The organism is Krasilnikovia sp. MM14-A1004 (assembly GCF_047159485.1).
Lineage (GTDB): Bacteria > Actinomycetota > Actinomycetes > Mycobacteriales > Micromonosporaceae > Actinoplanes.
The window spans coordinates 2,770,646-2,788,400 of record NZ_AP038773.1; the positions used below are offsets into that span (position 1 = coordinate 2,770,646).

A 17,755-nucleotide genomic window follows, 5' to 3' on the forward strand; every position below is an offset into this window, starting at 1 on the left:
TGTTCGGGGAGGAAGATTTGCACCAGCGAGTTTCCGTACGCCTGGTCACCGCCACTCTGGCGGCGGCCGTCGGCGGCGGTCTCGGCGCCGTCGCGCTGACACCCGGCGCCGCCGTTGCGGCGGGTCCGGTGGCCGCGGCCGTACCGGCGTCCGTCGTGGTCCGTCAGGCCGCGGCGGCCTCGTGTTCGACGGGCAAGTACCAGCGCCAGGTCGAGGGTTACCTCAAGAAGATCGGCGGATTCGGCGCGGTCACCGTCGACGGCAAGCAGTCGGCCACCGACTGCGCGGCCATCAAGAAGTTCCAGCGCCGGTTCGGCATCCAGCCGGCCTCCGGCCTCGCCGGCCCGACCACGTACGGGGTGGCCAAGCGGCTCGCCGCCACCGACACCTCGGCGTGCAAGGCCAGCAAGAGCCGGACCACGGTCTGCGTGGACCTGACCCATCAGACCGTGTGGGTGATGAAGAACGGCAAGGTGTACACCAAGCCGAGCGTCACCCGCACCGGCATGAAGGGCTACCGCACCCCCACCGGCACCTATGCCATCTGGCAGCGGGCGTCGAAGGAGTACTCCGAGAAGTACAAGGTGTGGATGCCGTACTGGCAGCGTTTCGTGGGTGGTATCGGCCTGCACCAGACCACCACCTACCTGCACGACGCGTGGCGCGGCTCGCACGGCTGCGTCAACCTGCTGCCGTCGGATGCCAAGAAGTTCTACGGCATGCTCAAGATCGGCACCACGGTCAAGGTGTTCGGGCGCCGTCCCGGCACCTGATCCGTTGTACCCGGCCTGCGGCCCACCGGCGACGCCGGTGGGCCGCATGTCGCTTCCGTGCCCGACTCAGGCGGCCAGGTCCTGGTCGCTGCGGCGCTCGATCCGGTGCGCCAGCCGGACGATCGTCGTCAGTACCTCGTGGCTGGGGAACACCCACTCCCGGCCGTCCGCGGCACGCACCCGCAGCCCGCTCCGCCCCAGCGTGTACGTCACGTCCGTGAAGCGGCTGACCGTGTCGTCGTGGTGTACGACGATCAGCTGGTCGGCGCGCAGCATGGCGTTCACGACGACCCCCGGCGACCGGTGCACCGCTGGACCTCGAGCATGGTGCCTCCTTCACAGGCGACGGGCGACAGCCGGGACGGACTCTGGGCGGACGGACGGTGGGCAGACGGACTGTGGGCAGACGGACTGTGGGCGGACGGGCTCTGGGCGGACGGACTCCGGACGAGCGGCGGGAGCCGGACGCCAGATGCGCGCTACGGCGGTGATCTTCGGATGGGATGGCTCGGCACCGGGCCCGGGCGGCAGGTCCGCAGCGGGCGCCCCCGGGGCGTGTGACTCCATGGTGCGCCGCGTCGGCAACCCGCCCTGTCGCCACCGCGACAGCGTCCGAAAACAGGCATCGTGTATCAGGTCCGGGCAAGCCGGGCGGGGGCCGTACACGGATCGGTCGACGCTGATCCACCGGCATAGCATGGCCCCGTGCCTGCCGCCCAGCGCCGACCCGCCACCCAGCGCCGACCCGCCACCCAGCGCCGCCCGCGTCGATCCGTCGGCCTGTTCGCGGCCGCCGCCCTGCTCACCTGCCTGACCGCCGCCTCCTGCGGCGACAAGACGACCGGCGTCACGCTCGGCGCCGCCGCCCGGGGCACCGTCGCCGAGATCGTCGAGGCGCCCGGCTCGGTGACCGCGCGGGCCGCCGCCACCGTCAACGCCCCGGCCGACGGCACCCTCGCCGAGCTGCGCGTCGACGCGGGTGCCCGGGTCCGCAAGGGGCAGATCCTGGCGGTCATCGACTCACCGGCCACCCAGCGGCGGCTCCGGGATGCGCGGCGGGCGCTCGCGCAGTCGTCCGGCGGCGCCCGCGCGCCGGGCGGCGGCAGCTCGGGTGTCGCGGCGGCGCAGCGCCGTACCGACGCGTCGGCCACCGACGCATTCACCGCCGCCCGCGACGCGGCCCGCCAGGTCAGTGACCCGCAGCTGCGCGCGGCGCTGCTGGCCCAGCTCGACGCCGCCCGCCGCCAGTACGCCGCGGTGTCGCAGACCGCCTCGGCCGCGGTGCGTTCCGTGCAGCGGGGCGTGGCGAGCCTCGGCCAGGCCGTCGGCGCCCTCGGCGCGGCGCAGCGGATGCAGGCGCAGCAGGCGTACGAGCTGGCCGACGCCGCCGTCGACGCGCTGACCCTGCGTGCCCCCGTCTCCGGGGTGGTGCAGCTCGGCGGCACCCCGTCCGGCGGGGCGACCTCGCTGAACGACCTGCTCTCGGCCGGTGCCGGAACGGGCGCCGGAGCCGGGGCGGGCGCTGCCTCCGGCGCCACCGGGGCGGCCCTGCCGGGCGTCGACGCGGCGGTGCCCCAAGGCGCCGCGGTGAGCGCCGGCACCCCGATCCTCACCGTGGTCGACGTGGACCGGCTCGGCCTGGCCGCGGACGTCGACGAGACGGACGTGCTGCTCGTGCGGCCCGGCGTACGGGCCGACGTCGAACTGGACGCCGCCACCGGCGCCACCTACCAGGCCACGGTACGGGCCGTCGACCTGCTGCCCACCACCTCCTCGCGCGGGGGCGTCTCGTACCGGGCCCGGCTGGATCTCGGCGCGGGCCGGTACGCCGACGGCCGCCCCGCCCCGACCCCGCGCCCCGGCATGAGCGCTGTCGTCCGCCTGCAGGTCCGGCAGGCGACCGACGCGGTGACCGTCCCCGCCGCCGCGATCGTCGACGCCGACGGGCGCGACACCGTCTGGGCGGTCCGGTCCGGGCGCGCCGAGCGGGTGCCCGTGACCCTCGGCGTCCAGGGCGAGGACGTGGTGCAGGTCGTCTCCGGGGTACGGACCGGTGAGCGGATCGTGATCGGCGGCGCCGACCAGGTCCGGTCGGGCCAGGAGCTGCCCCGGTGACCACACCCGCGATCGTGGCCACCGGGATCACCCGCACGTACGAGCTGGACGGCGTGTCCGTGCCCGCGTTGCGGGGGGTCTCGCTGAGCGTCGAGCCGGGCGACTACGTGGCGATCGTCGGCACCTCCGGCTCCGGCAAGTCCACCCTCATGCACCTGCTCGGTGCCCTGGACCGGCCGACCAGCGGGCAGCTGCTGATCGGGGGCCGGGACGTCGCCACCTTGTCACCGGGCGAGATGGCCCGGCTGCGCAACGAGACCATCGGCTTCGTGTTCCAGTCGTTCCACCTGCTGGCCCGTACCACCGCGCAGGACAACGTGGCGCTGCCGCTGGTGTACCGGGGGATCGGGCGTCGCGAGCGGCGCCGCCGCGCCGCGGCGCTGCTCGACCGGGTGGGGTTGGGGCACCGCGTGGGTCACCGCCCCAATCAGATGTCCGGTGGCGAGCAGCAGCGGGTCGCCATCGCCCGCGCCCTGGTCACGGACCCGTCGGTTCTGCTGGCCGACGAGCCCACCGGCAATCTCGACTCGGCCACCGGGCGGTCCGTGCTGGCGCTGCTGGAGTCGCTCAACGCGGACGGTGTCGCGGTGGTGCTGGTCACCCACGACCGGGACGTCGCGGCCCGCGCCCGCCGCCAGATCGTCATGCGCGACGGCCTCATCGTCGACCCACCGCCCGGCGAAGGTCCGGCCGGTGGCGTCGCGGACGGTGGCGCGGCGTGAGGGTGGCCGAGGCGTGGCGGGTCGCCCTGGACGCGTTGCGCGCCAACCGGTTGAGAAGCGTGCTCACCATGCTCGGCGTGGTCATCGGCGTGGCCGCCGTGGTGGCGCTGGTGGCGATCGGCACCGGCACCAAACAGCTGATCGAACGCCAGGTCGAGGGGCTCGGCTCGAACCTGCTCATCGTCGTGCCGGGCCGGCTCGCGGCGGGCGCCGCCCCGACGGTCTCCACCCTCACCCTGGACGACGTCGACGCGGTGAACCGGGTCGTCGGCGACCCGTCCCGGGTGGCCGTCACCGTCCAGTCCGGACAGACCGTACGCGCGGGCAGCCGGTCCGCGTACGCCAGCATGCAGGGCGTCCTGGAGAGCACTCCGGAGGTTTTCGTCCGGCGGCTGGACCGTGGGACCTACCTGACCCACGCCGACGTCAGCACGGGTCGCCGGGTGGCGGTGCTGGGCGCCGGCACCGCGCGAACACTGTTCGGCGACCGCGATCCGATCGGACGGCAGATCACCGTGGGCGGTGTCCGGTTCCGGGTCGTCGGCACGTTCGCGCCGCTCGGGCAGAGCCTCGGGGTGGACCGCGACAGTGAGGTGCACATTCCGGTCACGGCCGCGCAGCGGCTACTGGGCACCGACCGGATCGACGCGCTGGCCATCCGGGCACCCGACCGGGACCGCATCGACGCGCTGGGCGACGCGGTCGTCGCGGCGCTGGTCAAACGGCATCCCGACACCGACTTCAGCGCGGTCACCCAGCAGCAGATCCTCGGCGTACTCGGCGACATCCTGGGCGTACTCACCGGCGTGCTCGCCGCGATCGCCGGGATCAGCCTGCTCGTCGGCGGGGTGGGGGTCTCGAACATCATGCTGGTCAGCGTGCGGGAGCGGACCCGGGAGATCGGGTTGCGCAAGGCCGTCGGCGCTCGTCCGCGCGACATCGGCGTGCAGTTCCTGCTGGAGGCGGTGCTGCTCACCACGATCGGCGGGGTGGTGGGGATGGCCCTGGGCGTGGGGGTCGCGTTGCTCGTGGACAGGATCTCGCCGGTGCCCGCCGCGATCACCTGGTGGTCGCTGACCCTCGCCTTCGGAGTTTCCGCCGCCGTGGGAATCGTCTTCGGGGTGGTCCCGGCACAACGTGCCGGCCGGCTCGACCCGGTGGTCGCGCTGCGGACCGAGTGAGCCGGGCTCCCCGGCTGGACGCGCCGGGACCGATTAGTGGCAGAGCAGCAGCAGCTTGACGCCCGCGCCGCAGGAGGCGGTCACGGTGATCGTGACGGCGAGGAGAGCGCGGGCGAGGATCAAGCCTGCCTTACGCCCGTTCCAGGTGACGGGGAGCAGCTGCTCCACCACGACCGCCAGCAGCCAGCCGAGCAGGAGCACCGGGTACACCAGGTCCCAGGTCTCGTCGGGGAAGGCGCTGGCATTGCCGCTGCCGCCATGGTTCGGGCAGTCGCGTACGTCGGTGGCCGGCTGGAGCGCCACCGTCAGCATCGTGATCAGGGCCCCGCCCGCCAGCACTGCCCGGAAGCCCGCCAGCGGGGATCGGCGCTTCGCCAGCCCGGCCCGCTCGCCTTCGAAGAAGAAGATCGTCGTCTCCTCCGGGTCTGTGTCGGCGCTGCCGACGCACGCTGCTCGTCCGCAACGATCAAACCATTGGCGGTCAACGCTGCCTTCGGGGAGCTGCTATCCGGTCGTGGCGGGTGCCGGTCGGTCGGCCGCTGCACCGAGGATCTCCCGGCGCAGTCTCGGGTACGGCCCCCACCCGTCGCGGAGTACGTGGATGTAGACCGCCTCCAGCGAGACGTCGATGCGTTCCACCAGATCGAGGTCCTCGGGATCGCCGAGCCGGATCGCCCGCGCGAAATGATCCAGCGCCTCCATGTGCCGCCCCTGGTCGAAGCAGCTGCGGCCGGCGTTCTCGTGCACCACGCTGCGCAGCACCGGCGGCGCCTCAGAGCTGGCCGCCACCTCGAACAGGCGGTCCGCCTCGGCGTGGTCGCCACGCAGCCGCAGCACGTGCGCCAGCTCCGCCTGCGCGATGACGATCGCCTGCACGTCGCCGGACGACTCGGCGTGGCTCAGGGCGAGCCGGCTGGCCGCGGCGGCCATGCCCAGCTCGTCGAGCAGGCGGTAGACCTCCGCCCGTACGGAGAGCAGCCCCGCGCGGGTCGCGTGGTCCGCCTCGCCCGCCAGCGGCTCGTCCAGGCGCGCCCCCAGCTCGCGCAGGGCGTCCCGGTCGTCGACGACCTCGCGCAACGTGCCGCCGTCCAACCGCCAGCGGATCGCCGCGAGGTCCTCGGCGGACAGTGGCTTGAGCGGGCGCGCCGGGGCCTTGGGCTCATCCGGCGCCGGGCGGGCCATGACCGAGGGCTCGGGGCGTTCCGCCGTGGTGTCCCCGGCGCCGTCGGCCGGCTCCTCGTCCGCGGGCAGGGTCGGGTGCGGCACCACGACCGGCTGCTGGCCGGTCGCCAGGTTCGTCAGCATGTCCGTGATGTCGAGGTCGACCGTCATCCCCGGGGTGTCCGCGGCACGGTCGGGGCTGGGCGCCGCGACGCCGCCGGCCGCGACCGGTGCGGCGGTGGCGTCCGGGGCGGCGGGCTGCGCGTCGGCGTGCGAGGTGAACCAGCCCCCGGACAGGCCCGCGTCGGCGTATCGGCGGGGCGTGGTGTCCGGGCCCGAGGTCGCGAGCCGGGCGACCGGCTTCAGGGGCACGTCGCCCGCGGCGGTCTGCACGGACGGCCGGCCGCCGGCGGGCGGCGGAGTCGTGGCCGGAGCCGGGGGAACCGGAGCCGGGTGGGTCTGTGCCGCCTTGACCGGCCCGGCTGCGGGCGCGGTGGGATCCGGCGGTGCGGCGCCGCGGCGGTCGACTCCGCTCGGGGACGCCCCGGATGGTGATGTCCCCGGCACCGCCGGTGGCGGTGCCGCCGCCGCTGGCACCACAGACCCCGGCGCAGCGTGCGACGGTGCGGCCTGCGGGGCTGCCTGCGGTGCAGCGGCCTGTGCAGCGGCGGGCGGGGGAGCGGCCCGCGGGGGAACCGCCGGCGGTGCGGGGGCGGCTGCGGGCACGACAGGCGGGGGGACCGCGCGCGGCGAGGTGCCCGACGGCGGCGCCGCCGACCGGGCTGCGCCGGGCACGGAATGGTCACCCGCCGGAGAGGCGCCCGGCGGCGGGACGGGCGGCCGGACTCGGGGCACGGGCGCGCCACCCGGTACGCCGGACGCGGGCCGCGGATCCGGCGACGTCGCGGGGGACTGTGCCGAGGGCGTACCGGCCGGTGCCGGTGAGACCGGTATGCCGGTCTCGGCGGGTGCCGGCACCGGCGAGGTGGGCGCCGCAGCGGGAACGGTGCCCGACGGGTTCGTGATCGCGGCCGGGCTCACGCCGGGCGGAACCGCCGGCGGTGCCGGTGGGATCACCCGTGCCGGCCCCACCTGCGACGGGGTGCCGACGACCCGCGGCGTCGCCGGCGGTTCGGCCTTCTTGATCACCCTGGGCGCGGGTGGTGGCGTGGCCTTGCTGATGATCCGTGGCGCGGTCGGCGGGCTCGCCTTGCTGAGCACCCGCGGGCCGGTGTCGGCCGACTGGGGCTCGGCTCGACGCTCGTCACGGCCCCCGTCCCCGTCACCGCGTTCCGGGCGCATCCGCGCGGCGGGGTCGAGAGGCCGGTCGTACTCGCGTACGGCCGGGTCGGCAGGCCGGTCGTACCCGGGCTCGTCGTAGTCCCGCGCGGCGGGGGCGAACGGCCGGTCGTACCGGTCGGGGTCGGCGGCATGGCCGGGGCGGGTGGCGGGCTCGGTGCCCCAGTGGCCCGAGTACGGCTCCCGGTCGTCGTCCCACCGCTCGGCGTCATCGGGTGTATCGCGGCGCGGGTCTGCTACCGCGGAGCTGCCCCGGGCGGTCGGGGCCGGCGACCAGCGCTCGTCGTCGTCCGGTTCCACGGCGGCGGGACGGTCGGCCAGCGGAGTCGCGTCGCGCTGCGCGAACTCCGGGGGGCGGCCCGGTGGGGTCCAGCCCGGCGCGCCGTACCCCGGCCGCTCCCACGGCGGTCCGTCCCAGCCTGGTCCGGCGAATCCGGGACCCCACGGGCCGGGGAAGCCGGGGCCGGTCCAGCCCGGGAAGCCGGGACCGGGGAACGGTCCGCCCGTCCATCCCGGCCCGCCCTGTCCCGGATGCGGGGCGTCGTACTGTTCCGGACTGGTCCCGGGCCCGGCCGCCGGCTCGCCCGGCTGCGGCCGATGACGGCGCGGGTCGGGTGGCAGCAGCTCGCCGTGGAGCACGTCATCGCGGCGATCGCCGGTGCGTGGGCCGCCGCGCCGGTCGTCGTCGGCGGGCCCGCGCCGGGAACGGTCACCGTAGCCGCGGGGGTCGCGCCGCGCGGCGGGCACGTCGTCCTCCGGCCAGGCCTGGCCGCCCGGCCGGTCGCGACGTGACTGGCCGCCCTCGCGCCGGTCGCGCTCGGCGCGATCCGCCCAGCCGGTCCCGCGTGCGTCCTGCTCCTCCCAGCGGACCTCGCGCTCGTCCTGCTGCTCCCAGCGGGACTCCCGATCGCCCTGCCCGGCCCACGTCGCCCCGTCGGCCTGCTCGGCCCAGGTCGCCCCGTCGGCCTGCTCGGCCCAGGTCGCCCCGTCGGCCTGCTCGGCCCAGGTCTCGCCGTCGGCCCGCTCGGCCCAGCCGCTTTCCGGGCCGGGCTGTCCGGCCCAGCCCGTCGCCCGGCGCGGCTGATCGGTCCAGCCGGGCTCGCGGCGGTCGGTCCGGCCCGATCGCCCTCCGGTGCGCCGGTCGCTGTCGGTACGGTCCACCGCCCGCCCGTCGTTCCCCGCCCAGCCGACCGGCCCCTGGCTGTCGTCGGCCCAGTCCGCGGGCCGCTGGTTCGGCCCCGGCCGGTCGCCCCGGCGGGTGTCGTCGCGGCCGGGGACCACACGGCGGCCCGGCTCGTCCGCCCAGGCCGCCTCGTCGCCGCGCCGGGCCCGGCCGCCGCGCCGCGGTGCCTCGTCCGCCCACCCGCTGTCGTCGCCGTCGTCGGGCCGATCGCCGGGCCGGACGGTCGCGCGGCCGAAGCCGTCGCCGGACCGCGGGTCGCCGGACCGTACGTCGGGCCGCCCCTCGCCGTCCGCCCCGTCACCGGAGCCGTTCCGGCGCTTCGGGGGCAGGTAGAGGTCCAGCGGCGGGTCACTCACCGGCTGCTCGGGGACCCGCGCGCGGCCGGATGCGGGCCGGTCCGCCGGTGGGCCCTCGTAGCCGGACGGTCCGCCGCCGGTACGCCGGCCACCCGGCCGCCGGATCGGGCCGTCGTCCCGGGGGTCCCAATCGCCGACCTCCGCCGTGGTGGCGCGGCGCCGGTCACGCGGCTCGTCCCAGTCGGCGGCGGGCGCCTCCCACTCGTCCTGCGCCGTGTCCCAGTCATCGCCCTGCTCGTCCCAGTCGTCCGGGGCCGGGGCCGGGGACCGGCGGTCCGGATCGCGGTCCACCTCACCGGTACGCGGGCCGCCGCGCCCGCCCCGGCCCGCGAACGCCGGGTCGTCGAGCCAGCTGGGACGGTCGGCGTCGAACGCGGCGCGGATCCGTTGCTCGCGACTCGCTGACTGTGCGTTACTGCGCTGGCGACGTTGCCGACGGACCGCGAGTTCGTCGTACCCCTCCGGGTCGTCGTCGGCGTCGTCGTCCCATGAGCCCCCTCCGCCGGAGCCGTTGCGCGACGGAACGGGCCGGTCCACGTACGCATAGCGGTCGTGGGCGATCGCGGTGTTGTCGGCGTATCCGACGGCCTGATCCGAGTATTCGGCTTCCCAGTACTCGTCGTCCTCGAAGCTCATCGGGCCCCCTCGGGGCGGTGCCCGTCGCACCGGCGGCCGGCGGCGGGCAGGCGGTCGCCGGGAAGGCGCCGTCCGCTCCGGTGCCGCATTCGTGCCCCCAGTCCTCGCCGCGTCCCTGTCCGCGCGCCCGATACCACCGTCCCACGCGGTCGAGATGGAAGGTTAACCATGGGTTTACGGCGTGCGCCAGGGCCCCTGGAAGCGCTTCACCCACCCCGCGGACGTCGGTGGCATGCGGGGCGTCCCGGCGCGGTGGTACGCCGGAGGTGTCCCGTCAACGGACTGTACGCACGGGCGTGCGGTCCGGTTCACCCGACCGGCCAGCGCGTACACCCGGTCGGTGCCAATTGACCATCCGTTGATGTGGTACCGGTATGTGAATGCGTCTCTCGTCATTCGGTGATTGCGGGGTGGGCAAAGGACGTACCGAAATTAAGAAACATTTAAAGCGCCATCCGCTGCGGAGGCGGAATGGCGTCGTGATTCCCCGACTCGCCGATCACCGTACGTGATTGCAGGCGATGTGCGCAGGGTTACGGGTGGCGGATCCGGGCGCGGGGCACGAGCCGGGTGATCGGCATCGGCGGGGCGGGCAGCGGTTCGCCGTCGTACCCGTGCACCGCACCGAAGCCGCCGTCCGCCCACCGCTGTCGCGCCTCGACGATCTCCTCGTGATCGCGGGCGACGAAGTTCCACCACATCACGAGCGACTCGTCGAACGGCTCGCCGCCCAGCAGCAGCAGCCGCGCCGCGCCGTCTCCCGCGGTCAGCGCGACCTCGGTCCGGCCGGTGCCCAGATACAGCAGCGGGCCCGGCTTCAGGGCGGCACCCGCCACGGTCGCGACGCCGTCGAGCGACAGCACCGCGTACTCGAAATCCGGGCGCAGCGGCAGCCGCCCCACCGACCCGGCGGCCAGCGTCAGCTCCGCGCCGACCAGCGGGGTGTGGCACGCGGCAGGGGAGGCGGCCCCGGCCAGGTCACCCATCAGCACGACCGCCCGCAGGCCGCCGTCGGCGACCACCGGCAGGTCGGCGTGGTGCGCGAAGGCCGGCGCCGTCGCCCGGTCGCGGTCCGGCAGGGCCACCCACAGCTGTACGCCGTGCAGCACGCCGGAGTGCCGCGCCGGGGTCTGCTCCGAGTGGGCGATGCCCCGCCCCGCGGTCATGAGGTTGAGCTGGCCGGGCCGGATCTCCTGCACGTCGCCGAGGCTGTCGCGGTGCAGGATCTCCCCGGCCACCAACCAGCTGACCGTCTGCAGCCCGATGTGCGGGTGCGGTGCGACCCGCATGCCCGGCGCCCCCGCGGAAAGGTCGTCCGGCCCGTACGCGTCGATGAAGCACCACGCGCCCACCATCCGCCGGTCCCGGTGGGGCAGGGTGCGGGTGACCGCCATGGCCCGCGGGCCACCCAGCGCCACCGGCACCCCCGCCAGCAGCTCGACCGCACCGGGTTCCGCGTCGCGAGCGCTCACCGCGCCACGGTATCGCGGTGCGCTCACCGCGCCACGGTTCCGTGCGGTCACCGCGTGACCGTCGGCTGCGCACCCGGCGCCGGGCGCAGCAGCATTGCCCCCGCGGCCAGCAGGGCCAGGGCGGCCGGGGCGGTCACCGGCAGCACCAGCAGGGTGGCGGTCCGGCCCGCCAGCAGCCCGCCGAAGCCCACCGTGGAAACCGCCAGCACACCGAGGGTGCACAGGACCATCCCCAGCGCCGACCGCAGCGGGTGCCCACCGCCCGGCGCTGCGGGCGGCCGCGGCGCGTCGAAGCGCCGGAAGACGCTCACCAGCACGGCCGTGAACAGCGCCGCGGCACCCAGCCACAGCGGCCGGGTCAGCCACCACAGCGGGCCACCCGGCGCGCCGAGGTCCCAGCCGCGGGCCGCGACGACCCCGACGACGGCGAACGCGGCGCCGAGATGCCACAGGAAGGCGGTCATCGCCAGGCCGTTGGCGGCCACCACCGCCCGCCACACCCGGACCCGGGCCAGCCAGCGGGTCGCGGGCCCGCGCAGCAGCAGGACCAGCCCGGTCAGCCAGACCGCGTGGGCGGCCAGCGCCAGCGTGGGCGGCGACATGTTGGACACCGACTCGCCGGGCACACCCACCATGGACACCGGGTACGGCCCGACGCCCGTCAGCGCCACCAGCGCCAGCAGACCCCCACCGGCCAGCCATCCGCCCAGCCGGAGCCCGCCGCGCTGCAGGGTGCCGTCGGCATACAGGAAACCGAGCTGATGGACGCCGGCCCAGACCAGCAGGAGGTTCAGGGTGGCCAGGCCGGTGTGGCCGCCGGTGAAGCGCAGCACGTCGACCACGGCGGTGGCCGCCAGCAGCGCGACGGGCACCGCGGGCGCCCACCGGCCGAGCCGGCGGTGCAGCGCCCACAGCGGCGGAGTCAGCGCCACCAGCGCCAGGTAGACGCCGAGGAACCACAGCGGCTGCGTCACGGTACGCAGCGCCAGCCGGACCAGTCCCGCGTCCCGCCCGGCCAGCCCCGCCGCGGTGGCCAGCGCCAGCCACACCGCCAGGAACACGGCCGTCGGCCGCAGGAGCCTGCTCGCGCGGGCCCGGGTGAAGTCGGCGTACCGGCCGCCGCGGCGGCGCACCGACGCCCAGCCCGTGCCGTGGGCGAACCCGCCGACCAGGAAGAACACCGGCATGACCTGCAGCAGCCAGGTCAGCGGCCGCAGGGCGGGCACGGCGGAGAGCACGTTGCCGACCTCCACCGACCCGCCCGGCCCCACGACCGGCACGGCCATCAGCCAGTGCCCGAATACCACCGCGGCCAGTGAGACGACCCGGAGCAGATCGACGTACCGGTCACGGCTCGCCGGGGTGAGCGCGGCCAGGTCGGCGGCGCGGGGGCCCGGGACGCGGGGGGTGCGGGAACCGAGGGCGACGTTCATGACGGCGAGCCTGCCGCCCGCACGGCCCGCGCGGATGAGTGCGCGTACGCAGATCCGCCCGAGTACTGTGCCGGGTCGCGCTCAGGTGTCGAGGAGCCGGTTCGAGCCGAGCACCCGGGTGATCCGTACCTCGACCACCACCCGCAGCGGGTTCGGCCGGGGCTGGCGGTAGCGGGCCGCGTACCGGCGTTCCGCCTCGGCGACCGCGGCGGGCTCGGCACGGACCACCGCGACGCCCTCCAGGGTGCTCCACCGTGCCCCGTTGACCTGGCAGATCGCGACCCGCGCCCCGCCCGGGCCGGCCGCCGCGACGTGGCGCACCTTCGCCGACGTCCGTGAGCTGATCACCCGGGCCAGACCGGCGTCGGCGTCCAGCGTGGCGCCGACCGCGACCACGTGCGGGGAACCGTCGGGCCGCAGCGTGGTGAGCGTGCACAGGTGCCGCTCGACCCAGAACGCCCGCAACCCGGCCCCACCGAGATCCAACCGCCCACTCACGCCGCGCCCACCGGTCGCATGGGCTCGCGGCCCTCGCTGCACTCGCTCATGCTGTGCCGGCCGGGCACTCGCTCGCGGCCCTCGCTGCGCTCGGTGCACTCGCTCATGCTGTGCCGGCCGGGCACTCGCTCGCGGCCCTCGCTGCGCTCGGTGCACTCGCTCATGAGGGCACCGCGGGGAGGATGCCGCGGCGGACCGCGTCGACGAGCCGGGCGTGGTCGCTCTCTACCTGGTCGGCGTAGGCGCGGGAGAACCGGCACAGCATCTGGTCCATCTTGTCGCTCCCGCCGATGTACCCGGCGATCATGGACGCGCCGCTGGTCCGCGCGTGGCTGCGGGCCAGCAGGTAGCCGCAGACCCCGGCGTAGTCGGCCAGCGCGGGCGCGTCGATGCCCTCGACCGTGATCGCCCCCTTCATGTCCCGGAACTGCCGCACGTAGTACTGCTGATCGTCGATCGTGGCCCAGCCCAGCAGCGGGTCGCTGACCGTCTGCAGGGCCTGCTGGTACTCCACCACCCGCTGGCCCTGATGCCGGTGCCAGGCGGCATCGCCGTGCTGGTGCCGGGCCACCACGGAGCGCCGGGCCTGCTTGAGCTGCAGGAAGATCACGTCGTCGGGGCTGCTGCCCTCGCACAGCGCGACGTACGCGCGCAGCCCCACCGAACCGACCCCGACGACCTTGTGCGCGATGTCGACGATCCGGTACCCGCCGAGAATCCGCGCCCAGTGCGGTGGCAGCGTGTTCAGGTAGCCGTCCAGCGCGGCGGCCAGCCGGTCCTGGTCCGCCGGGCTGGGGCGGGTGATCAGCGGTGGCTCCTCGACGATGCGCCGGGTGCCGTCGCGCTGCTCGGTGAAGCGCGGCAGCGCCCGGTCGCTGGTGCGCCGCCGGGCCCGCCGGGCCGCCCGTTCGATCTCGTCCCGGAAGCTGGCCTTGCTGGCCGCGGCTCGCAGCCGGTCGACGTCCAGCCTGTCGAAACAGCGGGCCAGCAGCGGCTGCTCCGCCAGGTGGCCGATCTGCTCGCGGTACTCGGCGATGCAGTGCAGCACGGCGTCGCCGCAGGCCGCCTCCGCGAAGCCGTTCTGGCGCCCGGCGACGTGCACGCTGGTGGCCAGCCGGCGCAGGTCCCACTCCCAGGCGCCGGGGTGCGCCTCGTCGAAGTCGTTGAGGTCGAACACGAGCTCCCGCTCCGGCGAGGCGTAGAAACCGAAGTTGCCGAGGTGGGCGTCGCCGCAGATGACCGGCGTGATACCGGTGTGCGGCAGGGTCGCGAAGTCGTCGGCCATGATGTTCGCCGAGCCGCGCAGGAACGCGTACGGGGAGGCGATCATCCGCCCCACCCGGACCGGGATCAGCTCGGGCACCCGCCCGGTGTGTGCCGCCATGAGCTGGTGCACCGGATCCACCCGGTCGGGCCCGGGCGCCCAGTGGCCGAGCCCGCCGCGCGGCGAGCGCTCGCGCAGGGACCGGCCGAGTCCGTAGCGCTCGGCGCGGGGGCGCGCGTCCAGTCGCAGGGACGCGAAACCCTGCTCGCGCCGGGTGCCCAGGACGAGGTGGCCGGCGGCGGAGTCGGGTACCCGGTCGACATGCATCCACCTGAGCTTACGGCGGCGAACACCGGCCACCGGTTACCGCCCGGCGTCGCACCGACGTACGCTCAGCGCGTGGATCTCAACGAGTCGGTGCGCACCCCCGCGTCGTGGGTCGTGGTGGGCCTGGACAACGGCGGCACCTGCAACAACGCGACGGTGCTCGACGCGACGGGCCAGTTCCTCGTCGAACACATGACGGAGAGCCCGAGCCGCGTGCAGGAGGGTCCCGAGCTGGCGGTCGAGGCGCTGGCCGAGGCGTTCACGTCGGTCCTGGAGATGACGAGCACGCCGCTGACCCTGGTGCGCGCGGTGGGCCTGGACACGCCGGGCCCGGCCAGCGCGGGCGGGGTGATCTCGTCGAAGGGCTCGACGAACTTCTCGCAGGAGGCCTGGCGCGGCTTCGACATCCGGGGCGCCCTGGAGAAGCGCATCGGCCTGCCGGTGATCTACAACAACGACGCGAACGCGGCCGCCCTGTACGCCCACCACCGGCACTTCGGTCCCACCGCGATGCAGCAGTCGTCGGTCGCGGCGATCGTCGGCACCGGCCTGGGCGGCGGGGTCGTGGAGAACGGACGGGTGATCCGCGGCGCGGCGGGCATGGCGGGGGAGCTGGGACACGTCCAGATCCCGCTGCACGGCGTGCTGGAGGAGGGCCAGCCGATCCCGCAGTGCAACTGCGGCTTCGCCGGTGACGTGGAGAGCATCGCGTCGCTGACCGGTATCACCAACAACCTGTTGCCGTACTGGCTGACCCGCTTCCCGGACCACCCGCTGGCGGGTGAGCCGATCGCGCGGGCCGCCAAGCTGCTGCGCGGCTACGGCGAAAAGGACGACCCGCTGGCGCTCGCGGTCTTCGGCCAGCAGGCGCGCGCGATCGGCAAACTGTTCACGATCGCGGCGAATTTCACCGACCCGTCGGCGTACTTCCTCGGCGGTGGCGTGGTGGAGGCCGCGCCGTCGTTCCGCGCCTGGTTCCTCGATCTGGTGCGCGAGCACACCCAACTGCGCCGCGAGCAGGCGGCCGCGGCGACGTTCGCGCTCGTACCGGACCTCGACATGGCGGGCGCGCGGGGTGCCGCCGTGGCGGCGCTGGAGACGGTGCAGTCGGCGTAGGCCCGGTGCGCTCGTCGTAGCAGGTGTGAAGCCTCATCGACATCTATGGATCTCGCACGCCCTCTTCAGTAGCGTCGGCCGTGCCGTCCGGGGCGTCGGCTCCCGGACGTTCGAAGGGGGACTCCTGATGCGACGCAGCATCGCAACCGTCGGAGCCGCCGTGCTGGTGCTGGCCGGGCTCACCCCGGCCGCGCCGAGCGCCGCCGCTCCACCCGATTCCGGCCTCAGCCCGGCCGACCGCGCCGCCCTGGCCGCCGGGCTGCCGGTGGCGCCCAAGGCCCCGCTCGGCAGCAAGCCCGCCGGGGCGAACCCGTATCTGGCGATGGTGCCCGACGCGGCCAAGGTGGACTACAGCGGCTGGGACCACTACCTGCAGAAGCAGGCGTCCGGCAAGGCTGCCGCCCGGCTGAAGGCACTGGCCGCGGCGTCGCCCGCGGCGCGCCCGGCCGCGTCCGCCGTGGTCGTCGACGAGGACGAGCCCTCCGGCAACCGCGGCTCCAATGACGACCCGGCGTCGGCGCAGCTGATCCGCAACTTCGGCACGGGCTCCGGCCAGGACTCGCGGATCCGCATCCTGGGCAGCCTCGACCCCGAGTTCGTCAGCCCGAGCACCGTCGCGGCCAACCCGGAGGACGACGGCGCGATCCCGCTGGCGGGTGACACCGGCATCGGCGCCGGTCGCGACGGGATCGTCACCGACGCGCAGATCGGCGACGGCCCGCACGGCTCCGCGGGTACGGGCACGAACGACTTCGACTTCTACAAGCTCACCGCGCCCGCCGGCAAGGTGATCACGGTGAAGACCGCGACGCCGACCGGGGCGCTGGACACTGTCGTCGTCCTCTACGACCCGGCCGGCAACGTGCTGGCCGCCAACGACGACTTCGGCGGCAGCCTCGACAGCGAGCTGACCTACAAGGTGCCGGCCGAGGGCACCTTCTACGCGATGGTGGCGGCGTACAGCGGTCTCCCGGCCGACCCGTTCGACCCGGCCAGCGGTGACGGCGGGGCCAGCGAGGGCCCGTACACGGTGACCATCACCTCGGCGGCCGACGACACCGACTTCTTCGCGGTCAAGCTCAAGGCCGGTGACGTGCTCGGGGCCGCTTCCAAGGGCGCGAACACTTACCTGACCGTGTACGACACCACCCCGCGCGAGGTGCACGGCTCGCAGCAGGACGCGTCGTTCATCTATCCGATGGCCTCGCCGCTGCCCGGCGGCGGCAAGCAGGTCACCGACTACGTCGCCACGAAGGCGGGCTGGCACTACGTCGGCGTCTCCGGCGGCTCCGGCAGCTACGACATCACGGTCGAGGGCTACCGGCCCCCGCTGCAGGGTGCCAAGCCGACCCAGACGCTGTACCTCGACTTCGACGGCGCGCGGGTGAACACCGCGACCTTCGGCGGGACGGGCAATGTGGACCTGACCCCGTTCTCGGCGTTCCTCGGCAAGTGGGGCATCCCGCGCGCCGACGAGGACCGGCTCATCGATGCGGTGACCGCGAGCGTGACCGAGAACCTCAAGCAGGACATGGTCGCCAGTGGCCTGAACAGCCGCTTCAAGCTCAAGGTGCTCAACAGCAAGGACGACCCGGACCCGTGGGGCAAGGCGAACGTGAGCCGCATCGTCGTGGGCGGCACGATCGCCGAGTCCGGGGTGCCGACCATCGGTATCGCGCAGAGCATCGACCCGGGCAACTTCGAGACCGAGGAGACCGCGCTGGTGCTGCTGGACGTGCTCAGCAACCCGGCCGGTGACCCGGCGTCGCTGAACACGTACCTGAAGGCCGGCAGTGACCGGATCGCGTTCGTCAGCCACGCGCTGGGCAACGTGATCTCCCACGAGGGCGGGCACTTCTTCGGCAACTGGCACACGGACAACTCCGACGCGGTGGCCAACGTGCAGGACGCCGGCGGCGCCAACTTCGACGTGCTGTTCGGGGTCGGCCCGGACGGGGTGGGCGGCACCGCCGACGACCCCGACGTCGACTTCGGCGACGACCGGTTCAGCCCGGCGGAGGGCTTCGTCGGGACCGAGGACACGCTCGGCCGCATCGTGTTCGGTGTGACCAGCTGATTCGTACGCTCTGATCCCGGTGGCCGGGGACGCCCGCGACGCGCGGCGTCCCCGGCCCGCGTGCGCGGGCAGTACGCCTTACGCGTCACCGACATCGTGGATCTTGCTTGGTTGCTTGCGTAGCGTCAGGAGCGCTGTCCGG

The 17,755-nt window shown here is 74.7% G+C and carries 14 protein-coding genes; 6 read left to right on the forward strand and 8 right to left on the reverse strand.

Annotated elements, in window-relative coordinates; genetic code table 11:
• Window positions 1–17: 17 nt before the first annotated feature.
• Window positions 18–773 carry a L,D-transpeptidase family protein gene (locus tag ACMCNN_RS12630; protein ID WP_412746380.1) on the forward strand — a complete coding sequence of 252 codons (756 nt, stop codon included), beginning with the start codon at window positions 18–20 and terminating at the stop codon, window positions 771–773.
• A 66-nt stretch (window positions 774–839) separates the two neighbouring features.
• Here ACMCNN_RS12630 and ACMCNN_RS12635 read toward each other — a convergent pair whose 3' ends face one another.
• Window positions 840–1,082: a hypothetical protein gene (locus ACMCNN_RS12635; protein ID WP_412746381.1), complete on the reverse strand. Its 243-nt coding sequence runs from the start codon at window positions 1,080–1,082 to the stop codon at window positions 840–842.
• A 396-nt stretch (window positions 1,083–1,478) separates the two neighbouring features.
• Here ACMCNN_RS12635 and ACMCNN_RS12640 point away from each other — a divergent pair, with 396 nt between their 5' ends.
• Genes ACMCNN_RS12640 through ACMCNN_RS12650 form a run of 3 tightly spaced genes read left to right on the forward strand, consistent with a single transcriptional unit; the run spans window position 1,479 to window position 4,791 of the window.
• A complete protein-coding gene (locus tag ACMCNN_RS12640) occupies window positions 1,479–2,888 on the forward strand; it encodes an efflux RND transporter periplasmic adaptor subunit (protein WP_412746382.1) in 1,410 nt (469 codons plus the stop codon).
• Window positions 2,885–3,610 carry an ABC transporter ATP-binding protein gene (locus ACMCNN_RS12645; protein WP_412746383.1) on the forward strand — a complete coding sequence of 242 codons (726 nt, stop codon included), beginning with the start codon at window positions 2,885–2,887 and terminating at the stop codon, window positions 3,608–3,610. Before ACMCNN_RS12640 ends, ACMCNN_RS12645 begins: the two co-directional genes overlap by 4 nt.
• On the forward strand, window positions 3,607–4,791 hold the full coding sequence (locus ACMCNN_RS12650; RefSeq protein WP_412746384.1) for an ABC transporter permease: 1,185 nt from the start codon (window positions 3,607–3,609) through the stop codon (window positions 4,789–4,791). Before ACMCNN_RS12645 ends, ACMCNN_RS12650 begins: the two co-directional genes overlap by 4 nt.
• Before the next feature lie 33 nt (window positions 4,792–4,824).
• Here the strand turns inward: ACMCNN_RS12650 and ACMCNN_RS12655 are convergent, their stop codons facing one another.
• From ACMCNN_RS12655 to ACMCNN_RS12685, 7 genes are all read right to left on the reverse strand, one after another.
• Window positions 4,825–5,094, reverse strand: coding sequence for a hypothetical protein (locus tag ACMCNN_RS12655; RefSeq protein WP_412746385.1), 270 nt, complete (start codon window positions 5,092–5,094; stop codon window positions 4,825–4,827).
• Between the two features lie 201 nt (window positions 5,095–5,295).
• Window positions 5,296–9,426, reverse strand: a complete 4,131-nt coding sequence (locus ACMCNN_RS12660) for a hypothetical protein (protein WP_412746386.1) — start codon at window positions 9,424–9,426, stop codon at window positions 5,296–5,298.
• Window positions 9,427–9,959: 533 nt separating this feature from the next.
• Entirely contained in the window at window positions 9,960–10,820 is an 861-nt protein-coding gene (locus tag ACMCNN_RS12665; protein ID WP_412747149.1) for a pirin family protein, read from the reverse strand.
• A 125-nt stretch (window positions 10,821–10,945) separates the two neighbouring features.
• A complete protein-coding gene (locus ACMCNN_RS12670) occupies window positions 10,946–12,331 on the reverse strand; it encodes an acyltransferase family protein (protein ID WP_412746387.1) in 1,386 nt (461 codons plus the stop codon).
• 81 nt (window positions 12,332–12,412) lie between these two features.
• Entirely contained in the window at window positions 12,413–12,829 is a 417-nt protein-coding gene (locus tag ACMCNN_RS12675; protein ID WP_412746388.1) for a TIGR03618 family F420-dependent PPOX class oxidoreductase, read from the reverse strand.
• Window positions 12,826–12,993 carry a hypothetical protein gene (locus ACMCNN_RS12680; RefSeq protein ID WP_412746389.1) on the reverse strand — a complete coding sequence of 56 codons (168 nt, stop codon included), beginning with the start codon at window positions 12,991–12,993 and terminating at the stop codon, window positions 12,826–12,828. The genes ACMCNN_RS12675 and ACMCNN_RS12680 overlap by 4 nt, the downstream gene beginning before the upstream one ends.
• On the reverse strand, window positions 12,990–14,420 hold the full coding sequence (locus ACMCNN_RS12685) for a DUF2252 domain-containing protein (RefSeq protein ID WP_412746390.1): 1,431 nt from the start codon (window positions 14,418–14,420) through the stop codon (window positions 12,990–12,992). The genes ACMCNN_RS12680 and ACMCNN_RS12685 overlap by 4 nt, the downstream gene beginning before the upstream one ends.
• A gap of 72 nt (window positions 14,421–14,492) precedes the next feature.
• On the opposite strand from ACMCNN_RS12685, the gene ACMCNN_RS12690 reads away from it, so the two are divergent.
• Both ACMCNN_RS12690 and ACMCNN_RS12695 read left to right on the forward strand, forming a co-directional pair.
• Window positions 14,493–15,536, forward strand: coding sequence for an ROK family protein (locus ACMCNN_RS12690; protein WP_412746391.1), 1,044 nt, complete (start codon window positions 14,493–14,495; stop codon window positions 15,534–15,536).
• Between the two features lie 127 nt (window positions 15,537–15,663).
• Window positions 15,664–17,613 carry a PPC domain-containing protein gene (locus tag ACMCNN_RS12695; protein ID WP_412746392.1) on the forward strand — a complete coding sequence of 650 codons (1,950 nt, stop codon included), beginning with the start codon at window positions 15,664–15,666 and terminating at the stop codon, window positions 17,611–17,613.
• Window positions 17,614–17,755: the final 142 nt, after the last annotated feature.

Bases quoted from the DNA above. Each gene is read 5' to 3' on its own strand.
- ACMCNN_RS12660 (WP_412746386.1), bottom strand. From the start codon at position 9,426: ATGAGCTTCGAGGACGACGAGTACTGGGAAGCCGAATACTCGGATCAG.
- ACMCNN_RS12665 (WP_412747149.1), bottom strand. From the start codon at position 10,820: ATGGCGGTCACCCGCACCCTGCCCCACCGGGACCGGCGGATGGTGGGC.
- ACMCNN_RS12670 (WP_412746387.1), bottom strand. From the start codon at position 12,331: ATGAACGTCGCCCTCGGTTCCCGCACCCCCCGCGTCCCGGGCCCCCGC.
- ACMCNN_RS12680 (WP_412746389.1), bottom strand. From the start codon at position 12,993: ATGAGCGAGTGCACCGAGCGCAGCGAGGGCCGCGAGCGAGTGCCCGGC.
- ACMCNN_RS12685 (WP_412746390.1), bottom strand. From the start codon at position 14,420: ATGCATGTCGACCGGGTACCCGACTCCGCCGCCGGCCACCTCGTCCTG.
- ACMCNN_RS12695 (WP_412746392.1), top strand. From the start codon at position 15,664: ATGCGACGCAGCATCGCAACCGTCGGAGCCGCCGTGCTGGTGCTGGCC.